This window comes from Staphylococcus sp. HMSC62A08 (genome assembly GCF_001839105.1).
GTDB classification, from domain to species: domain Bacteria; phylum Bacillota; class Bacilli; order Staphylococcales; family Staphylococcaceae; genus Staphylococcus; species Staphylococcus caprae.
Genome location: NZ_KV840039.1, coordinates 386,351 through 395,154, shown reverse-complemented (window position 1 = coordinate 395,154; position 8,804 = coordinate 386,351). Strand labels below are relative to the sequence as shown.

Below are 8,804 nucleotides of genomic sequence, written 5' to 3'. Positions count from 1 at the left end.
TTTATCTGCAGCTATGCAATTAGCCCCTGTGATTTTTAAATAAAGTCGGCGCATATGCGTCGGCTTTTTATTATACAGAAAGAAGGTGTGTAAATGGCGCTTCCTTCAAAAGGTAAACCAACAGCACAACAGGTCGTTGATTGGGCTAAATGGATGGCAGATAATCATAAAGGCGTCGATATCGATGGAAGGTATGGATTCCAGTGTTAATATAGCACCTTTAGCGAGTAATCGTTATAGCAAACTCCTCTAATTCATGGGAACCCCTAACGTAAAGACGAGGGCAATCATGAGCGAAACCTAATAATAGGAACGTGCAACGACTAGTCGGAAGACGTACACTCAAGCGAGTGGAAACGGGGAGCAACCTAATAGGTTGATGATATAGTCTGAACATTCACAGAAATGTGAAGAAGGTAACAAGTAGCGATTGTTATCGTAACAAAATTGTGGGACTTACCTAACTACATTTTCAATCGATATTGGCATTTTAGAACTTGGGGCAATGCAAATGCTATGGCTCAAAGAAACAACTATCCTAACTCAAGTTGGAAGATTTATAGAAATACACCTAGCTTCGTTCCAAAGCCGGGTGACATAGTCTGTTGGACTTATGGTTGGGCAGGCCATACGGGTATTGTTGTTGGTCCTAGTGATAAGAAAACCTTCCGAACGGTAGACCAGAATTGGTTTGGTGCCAATCAATACAGTGGCTCACGTGCAGCTTATGTTAAACATACTTATAACGGTATGGGTGGTAATATCTATTTCATTAGACCTCCATACAAAGCGTCTAACAATAGTGCACCAGCTAAAAAACAAGATACTAATAAAGTTGTTACTAAAAAGAAAAAACGTACAGAAATTAGTTTCACTATTGATGATAACGAAACTATATACCCTGAATTCATTCCTCATCAAATTGTTTTAGGAAATGATAGAGGTCATAGTCCTAAAGGTGTAACTGTGCGTAATGCAGGTACAATGTGTTCTGTTCAAGATATGTATTTTGATAGACAAAAATATATTAAAGATAAAGAGTATCCTCATTATTTCATTGATAGAAACCACATATGGCAACCTAGACTAGAAACGTATGAAGTTCCTAGTGATCCACAAAATTTAGTTATAGAAGTTTGTGGCGACCTTTCCGATAGCAAGAATGACTTTATACTAAATGAGTTACATGCAATGATTTTTGTTACTCAACGAATGAAGTTTCATAACATATCACTAAAAAAATCTTCTATCAATGTTAAAGACCCAGTTTGGCGTAGTATATATGAGCATGGAGACTGGAATACAGCTTTAAAAGGTAAAGCGCCTAAAAAGGTTATTGATAAGACTGTAGAAGCTCTCATGTACTTATACGGACATAGAAAAACATTATTAACTGAAATCCCTAGAGATAAAATTACTACTAGGACTATTAGAGTTAGCGTTCCTTCATCGAGCAGTAAAAATAGTAATTCAACATCAAGTTCAAGTAAAAAGAACTCTACTAGTCATAACAGTTCCCATTCAACTACTAAAAAGAAAAAAACAACGAATAAAAAGCAAAATCAAGTTATTGTCGAACACAGTAAATATACATTCAATCAAGCGGTTAATATACAGTCACGTTTATCGCCACAAATTAACTATGGCGTTGGTTGGTATAACGCAACTCGTTCACAAACATTAAATGCAATGAATAGTTTACAAATATGGAACAGTGGCACTCAAAAATATCAAATGCTTAATTTAGGTAAGTATCAAGGTATTTCAGTTACAGCATTAAACAAAATACTTAGAGGTAAAGGTTCATTATCCGGACAAGGTAAAGCAGTTGCTTATGCATGCAAGAAATATAATTTAAATGAGATTTACCTAATCTCTCACGCTTTCTTAGAAAGTGGATATGGACGTTCATACTTTGCTAGTGGACGTGCTGGCGTATACAACTACTTTGGTATTGGTGCTTTTGATAGTAATCCAAATAACGCTATTAATTATGCTCGTAGTCATGGATGGACAACACCTTCTAAAGGTATCATTGGTGGCGCTAGATTTGTAAGACGTGGTTACATCAGTCAAGGTCAAAATACGTTATATCGTATGCGTTGGAATCCAAAACATCCAGGAACACATCAATATGCGACAGATGTACGTTGGGCTCAAGTTCAAGCAACAACAATCAAAAGTTTATATGAACAAATTGGAATTAAAGGCGAATACTTTATTCGCGATAGATACAAATAGGGCTATATGCTGACAGCATGTAGCCCTTAATTAATAAAAGAAAGAGGTGTTTTGATGGAGTTATACAAAGGGAGTAAGATTAACGCTATTATAAACGAAAAAGGTGTTAACCTTGGATATATTAACTTAAATCTTTACACAATGGACAATTCAACGTCGGTAATTGATATACATTTAAAAATGAGAAATGTTTTAAGCGAGAAACAAGAGTATTTCCCTATTAATCTTAATCAAACTGAATTTGAACCTGTATTACATCTATTTGCACAAGACGGCTCAATATTTACTAATGAAAAATTAGAAATTGTCAAAGCAGAAGAAGGATATGTAAGATATTACATTCCGGACTATGTAACGCGTCACATTGGTCAAGTGAAAGCAAAATTGTTCCTCGAAGATACTAGTGGTTCTGATGATAGTTCACATGTAGCTGATTTTTATTTTGTTGTAAATGACAGCGGTATTACAAAAGCAGTTGGAAAAGAAATACATGTTGAATTACTCAATGATATTGTCGAAAAGATTATGAAAGACAACCTCGAAATGTTCAAAGGCGACAAAGGAGATAAAGGCGATCCTGGTAAGGATGGTGTTGATGGTAAAAATGGAAAAGATGGTGTTGATGGTAAAGATGGTAAAAAGGGTGAAGATGGTAGAGACGGCTTTAATGGTCGTGATGGCAAAGATTTCACTTATGATGATTTTACACCAGAACAATTAGAGTCTTTAAAAGGTCCTAAAGGAGACAAAGGGGATCCTTTCCGCTACGAAAATTTTACAGCAGACCAATTAAGAACGTTACAAGTCGAAAATCCTACGAATAAGTTTTTGAATAAAAAATCCAAAGAAATAAACTATTATAATTTTTTAAATAATAACTCTGTTAAAATTTCAAACAACACACTCTCTGTCAACGGGGATAGAGATTTGGATTTCAAAATAAAATTAAGTAATAGTGATTCTTTCAAGTTAAACTTTAAAAAAGATATTAACGATGATTTCATTAAATTTAGAAACGCAGATTATATAGGTAAAACTGCACAATCAGGTGTTTCAGGGCCAACCACAGTTAAATCTAATCTCGATTTTAATTTGGTTTCTAATGGAACATTATCCGGTTCTAAAGATAATTATTACGCTACAACTGGTGGGACAACTATCTCTTTTACTTTCAAGGGCAATGATATTGATTTTAGATATTACTCTGATAATCAAGGTGGCGTTTGGAAAGCAAGTATTGACGGAAAATTTGTTAAAAATATTAGTACCCATGTTAACGCTCAAACAAGCGAACAAATATTAAGTGCGTCAGTTTATCACAATCAAATAGCAAAAGGTTTATCTGATGGAACACACACTTTAACTCTAGAATTCATCGGTCAAGACACTGATAATCCAGTTACTAGCCCTAGAGGTTGGGTTAGAATTACCACTCCGTCAAGCAATCCTGCAATGGCATATGAAACTTTCTTATATAATACTACTGATACAAGTGAGGTTGTTGTTACGCAAAACGCCTTATACGATAGCAATAAAGAATTCGCATTTAATGTGACGTACGGAGAAACTACAGAATGGATACCTGAACATAATAATACAGGCACCTTGAAAGTAGCAGATACCGGCAAACAGAAGTTGTTTGTAGATAATGATGAAGTTAGTTTAAGTAATGTATCAAATTATAACTTTACAGAAGCTAAATTATTGCAGAAATTGTATGGTATCAATAGCGTTAATGGCGATAAAGTTTGTGAAATTATTTTAGTAGCTACAATTTCATCTACAGGCGTTAAATTCAACACTAAAGTAACTTGGTTGAAAGAACTAACTGTAAATAGTGGATATGTAAATATGTTTACGATAAACCCTAATTTCGCAGATAAATTAATCACTTCATACAAGAATGAGTATTCTTTAACAAATTATGATGGAACATACGAATATATTAAAGAAGATGCGCCTTATTCCTTTGTTGCAACTTCATCGAAGTTCACTAACACGTATTTGACTTGCGACAATCTCAATGCTTATAACACACTTCGCTTAGATTTCGAAGATCGTGACGGTGACGAGTTCGGCAATGGTTTGTTTGCTATTCAACACAGAAATCAAGATTTGCAAAAGCTATACCCTAAAGTTTACACGTCACACAAAACAATGGTGGGCGAACAATATAATTTTGAAGGATATTTCGGATTTGGACGTTTGCCTATGGCATATGACATTTTAAGCTAACCCTTTTTGGGTTGGCTTTTTATTTTACTAAGAAAAGGAGGTTGAAAATATGAAAATAGACAACGGAACGATCGTAAGAACAACTTTACTAATATTAGCTTGGATCAACCAAATTTTAGCTATGAACCACATTTCACCTATTCCTGTCGATGAGATGACAATCAGTACGGTTATTACTGGAATTATTTCACTGATAGCTTGGTGGAAGAATAACAATTTCTCTCACGCAGCTAAAAAAGGGCAAGAAAAAATACATGAAGTTAAAGCAGGGACAAACTCCACAGGTGGCGCACCTCAAATGAATGGAGATGATTTTTAATGACATCAGTCAGAACATATAAACAAGCAATTGCATATTTAAAAGGAATGGAGGGGAAAGCCTGGAATCCGGATAGAAGTTTTGGATTTCAGTGTTTTTGACGTAGCTAATCAATATTGGCTATATTTATATAACCACACATTAAAAGGTGTAGGTGCTGCAGATATTCCAACATGGAATGACTTCACCGGAGAGGCTACAGTATATAAAAATACACCAAGTTTTCAAGCGCGTCCTGGAGACATTGTTATTTTCAACAGAAATTATGGTAGTGGATACGGACATGTAGGTGTTGTATTAAGTGCAACTTTAAACTCTATAAGTATACTGGAACAAAATTGGCTTGGCGGTGCTTATTGGACGCCTCCAGAAGTTGCTACACGTCGTACACATGGCTATGATTTCCCTATGTGGTTCATTCGACCATTCTACGCTAAAGAAACAACTAAAAATAAAGTTAAAAGTAAAACAAAACCCGTTAAAAAAGCTAAAACTAGCAAAGGCAAGAAAATATTACTTGTTGCGGGTCACGGCAAAGGCGCATACTCAAATGATCCTGGTGCAGTAGCGAATGGATATAATGAACGTGACTTTAACCGTAAGAATATTATTCCTAGAGTTAAGAAATATCTTGAAAGTGTCGGGCACACTGTTGTTTTATACGGTGGTAAAACGATGAATCAAGACTTATATCAAGATACATTATACGGGCAAAGAGTAGGCAACTATTCAGACTATGGCTTATATTGGGTAAAAAAGAATGTTAAGCCAGATGTTATTGTAGAGTTCCACTTGGACGCTGCAAGCCCTCAAGCAAGTGGGGGACATGTTATTGTAAGTGATAAATTCCCGGCTGATAACATCGACAAAGCATTATCTAGTGCATTAGGAAAAACAGTAGGTAAAATCAGAGGCGTTACACCTAGAAATGATTTGCTTAACGCTAACGTTACAGGACAATTAGGCTTAAATTATCGTTTAATTGAATTAGGTTTCATTACTTCTAAAAAAGACATGAAGTATCTAACTACTCATTTAGATAGTTTCACAAAACGTATTGCTGAGGCTATCAACGGTAGGCAGATTGGCGCTAAAGCAAGTAAACCTTCTACATCAAAAAACACTTGGAATTGGAAAGGTACATTTACAGCAAACAGTACAATCAAAGTTCGTAAATCTCCAGGGTTAAACGGGACTGTGGTAGAAAGTGGCTCTTGGTTATACGATGGCAACTATGTACCGTTTGACCAAGTCATTAAAAAAGATGGTTACTGGTTTATTAGATTTAAATACGTGCAACCTGGTTCAAGTAACAAACATTTCTATTGTGCAGTATGTAAAATCACAGACAAAGAACAAAAAATCAAAAAAGAGAAATATTGGGGTAAAATCAATTGGAAATGATATGATTGATTTATACCACGTTATTATACAAGGGTAGTCCTAGCGACTGCCCTAAATTTTTGTTATATCTAAAGAGGAGACCTTTTCTCCATTCGAATTTATCTCATTAAATAATCTTTCTAGCCACGCTCTTTTGAGCGTGGCTCTGCTATTTTTACTTGACAATATTTTTAACCACCCATTTAAAACTTGGGTGGTTATTTTTTATTTTGAAGTTTGTTTAGGTAAAAAGATAGAGAAAACGAGTGCAATGAAACTTATAATAAAAATAACTATAAATTGTAGTTTGAAGTTCGACAAGCCTTGTAAAAATATATTTAAAACAGGAGCGATTGCTGTTCCTAAAAATAGAATGAATGTATTCACTGATAGGAAAAAGCCTCGGTTTTCATTAACCAAAATTCCTACTTCGGAAATAGTAGTAGGAATTGCAAAAGCTACACCACTTACTATAATGACACTTAAAAAAACTAGCATTGCTAAATTTGTTAAAAACGGCATTAGAATTAAACATATAGAAATCATTACTAATGACATTATTATAAGATTTTTAACGCCAATCTTTTCACTAATTCTACCTGCTAATAATGCAATCAACATCCCCACAATACCAAACAGTCTAGCATTACTTTCTAACATATCGGAAGCGTCAACATCGCTTGAAGAAATATATCTATTAAAAACATCATACATGCTTATAAAAATTATCAATAAAGTTAAGGAAATTCCGTAACATAATAGTACATAAAGATTAGTTTTAAAACTCTTAAAGTTTTTTAAAAAATGAGTTACTTTAATGTCAGCATTTTTAATAGGACTTTCAGGAACATATTTATGGATAGAAATAGATAATAATACATAGAAAGCTGTCAACACAAAATAAACAACATGCCAATCAAAATAACTTATGATAAATTCACTTAAGTTTTGACCTATAATACCAGCTAACATAAAACTTATGCTTATAAAGCTAATAGCGGTAACACGTTTAGATATAGTATAAGTTTCAGTTACATATGTTATGGAAATCGGAGAAAATGATGCTGCAAAAACCCCTTGAAACGCCCTTAGTAACAAAAGTAAAGTAAATGAATTAACAAAGCCTATTAAAAGACAAATGATAGTAAGACCAGCCAAGCTAAAAACAATAGTTTTTATACGTCCGAACTTTTCTGAAATTGTTCCATAGAAAAGACAACTAATTGAATACATTACAGAGAAAACGACACCATTTAAAGCAGCAAAACCTTCAGTTACCTTAAACTCTTTAGAAAAAGTAGCAGTTAATGGAAGTGCAGTATACAAACTACACATTACTAGTATCCCTGAGAAAAAGAGAATAGTAGTAATTTTATTATAGCCAATTGTTTTTTCCATAAGAATTCTCCTTCCTATACATCATTATAAAACTCTATAAAATTTATGGACTCGGGTTCCTAAAAATTCATTTTATATAGTTTGGTATTAAGTTTAATAAATAAACACCTTTATTACAGCGTTCTAACTTTAAAATATATATAATTTAAAGTTGAATCCCCCCTCATTTATTATAATAGCTTCACTTTTTATGTATTGCCACGTGTCAAATACGTGTCAAAATAGTTATATTTTTTTAGATTTACTTATAAAATAAAATAGCCGAAACCCTTTATTTAAAGGCTTTTCGGCTATTTTAAAAAATTCTATAGCGTCCTGGGAGGGATTCGAACCCCCGACCGATGGCTTAGAAGGCCATTGCTCTATCCAGCTGAGCTACCAGGACATTTTTTAACACAAGAATTATTATATCTAAACAGGAGGCTTTTAGCAATAGCTGACTTATAAAAAATGTTTATATTTTTCACTATAGTAGTGCATTTTATCCTTAAGTGTTAATTAATTGTAAAGGTGCAAGGAATTTTTAACAATTAAATTGCAAACAATACAGTAGCGAATGCCAAACTGTTGTGTAATCGCTTACATTCGACAGTTATGACCTTTAATTGCCGTCTTAAGAAAATATGAACAAATTGTGCCATATGGGCTTTATAGTATAAGTAACAAAACGATAGATAAACAAACAACACAAGTTCATTCATCGTTTTAAATTAATTAACTCACGCATTATTCTAATATACTATAAGGAGTGTTTGTAATGGAAAAATTATTCGACGCAATTAAAAATACTGTAGATGCTGGTATTAACCACGATTGGACTAAATTAGGTACAAGCATCGTAGACATCGTTCAAAACGGTGTAAGTGTTATTTCTAAATTAATCGGTGCTTAATTTTAAATATTAATACAAATATTAAGGAGAGATTAACATGGAAAAATTAGCGGACGCAATCGCAAACGTAGTAAAAGCAGGACAAGATCACGATTGGACTAAATTAGGTACAAGCATTGTAGATATCGTAGAAAATGGCGTTAACTTACTTACTAAAGTATTCGGTGGATAATAAATAAATTTAAATAAAGAAAGGGAGAAATTTTCATGACTAAATTAGCAGAAGCAATCTCAAATGCAGTAAAAGCAGGACAAGATCACGATTGGGCAAAATTAGGAACTAGCATCGTAGGAATCGCAGAAAACGGAATCAGCTTATTAGGTAAAGTATTCGGA

The 8,804-nt window shown here is 33.7% G+C and carries 7 protein-coding genes, 1 tRNA gene and 1 pseudogene; 7 read left to right on the top strand and 2 right to left on the bottom strand.

Annotated features, from left to right (window positions below):
* The first annotated feature begins 447 nt into the window (after positions 1-447).
* The 4 genes and pseudogenes from HMPREF3264_RS07790 (at position 448) to HMPREF3264_RS07775 (ending at position 6,199) form a co-directional block, all read left to right on the top strand.
* On the top strand, positions 448-2,241 hold the full coding sequence (locus HMPREF3264_RS07790) for a glucosaminidase domain-containing protein (protein ID WP_256323968.1): 1,794 nt from the start codon (positions 448-450) through the stop codon (positions 2,239-2,241).
* Between the two features lie 54 nt (positions 2,242-2,295).
* Positions 2,296-4,476 (top strand): BppU family phage baseplate upper protein, encoded by a 2,181-nt coding sequence (locus HMPREF3264_RS07785; RefSeq protein WP_070872831.1) that lies wholly within the window; start codon positions 2,296-2,298, stop codon positions 4,474-4,476.
* A 55-nt stretch (positions 4,477-4,531) separates the two neighbouring features.
* Complete coding sequence (locus HMPREF3264_RS07780) at positions 4,532-4,795, top strand: phage holin (RefSeq protein ID WP_176746837.1); 264 nt, start codon at positions 4,532-4,534, stop codon at positions 4,793-4,795.
* Positions 4,795-6,199, top strand: a pseudogene (locus HMPREF3264_RS07775) (N-acetylmuramoyl-L-alanine amidase). Before HMPREF3264_RS07780 ends, HMPREF3264_RS07775 begins: the two are co-directional and overlap by 1 nt.
* Before the next feature lie 204 nt (positions 6,200-6,403).
* Here HMPREF3264_RS07775 and HMPREF3264_RS07770 read toward each other — a convergent pair.
* Entirely contained in the window at positions 6,404-7,576 is a 1,173-nt protein-coding gene (locus tag HMPREF3264_RS07770; protein WP_002442393.1) for an MFS transporter, read from the bottom strand.
* A gap of 311 nt (positions 7,577-7,887) precedes the next feature.
* Positions 7,888-7,961, bottom strand: a tRNA-Arg gene (locus tag HMPREF3264_RS07765).
* A 372-nt stretch (positions 7,962-8,333) separates the two neighbouring features.
* On the opposite strand from HMPREF3264_RS07765, the gene HMPREF3264_RS07760 reads away from it, so the two are divergent.
* The 3 genes from HMPREF3264_RS07760 to HMPREF3264_RS07750 form a co-directional block, all read left to right on the top strand.
* Complete coding sequence (locus HMPREF3264_RS07760; protein WP_070831744.1) at positions 8,334-8,468, top strand: beta-class phenol-soluble modulin; 135 nt, start codon at positions 8,334-8,336, stop codon at positions 8,466-8,468.
* Between the two features lie 37 nt (positions 8,469-8,505).
* Positions 8,506-8,640, top strand: coding sequence for a beta-class phenol-soluble modulin (locus tag HMPREF3264_RS07755; protein ID WP_002442396.1), 135 nt, complete (start codon positions 8,506-8,508; stop codon positions 8,638-8,640).
* A gap of 35 nt (positions 8,641-8,675) precedes the next feature.
* Positions 8,676-8,804, top strand: a 129-nt coding sequence (locus HMPREF3264_RS07750) for a beta-class phenol-soluble modulin (RefSeq protein ID WP_070872827.1), incomplete at its 3' end; no start/stop codon positions are given.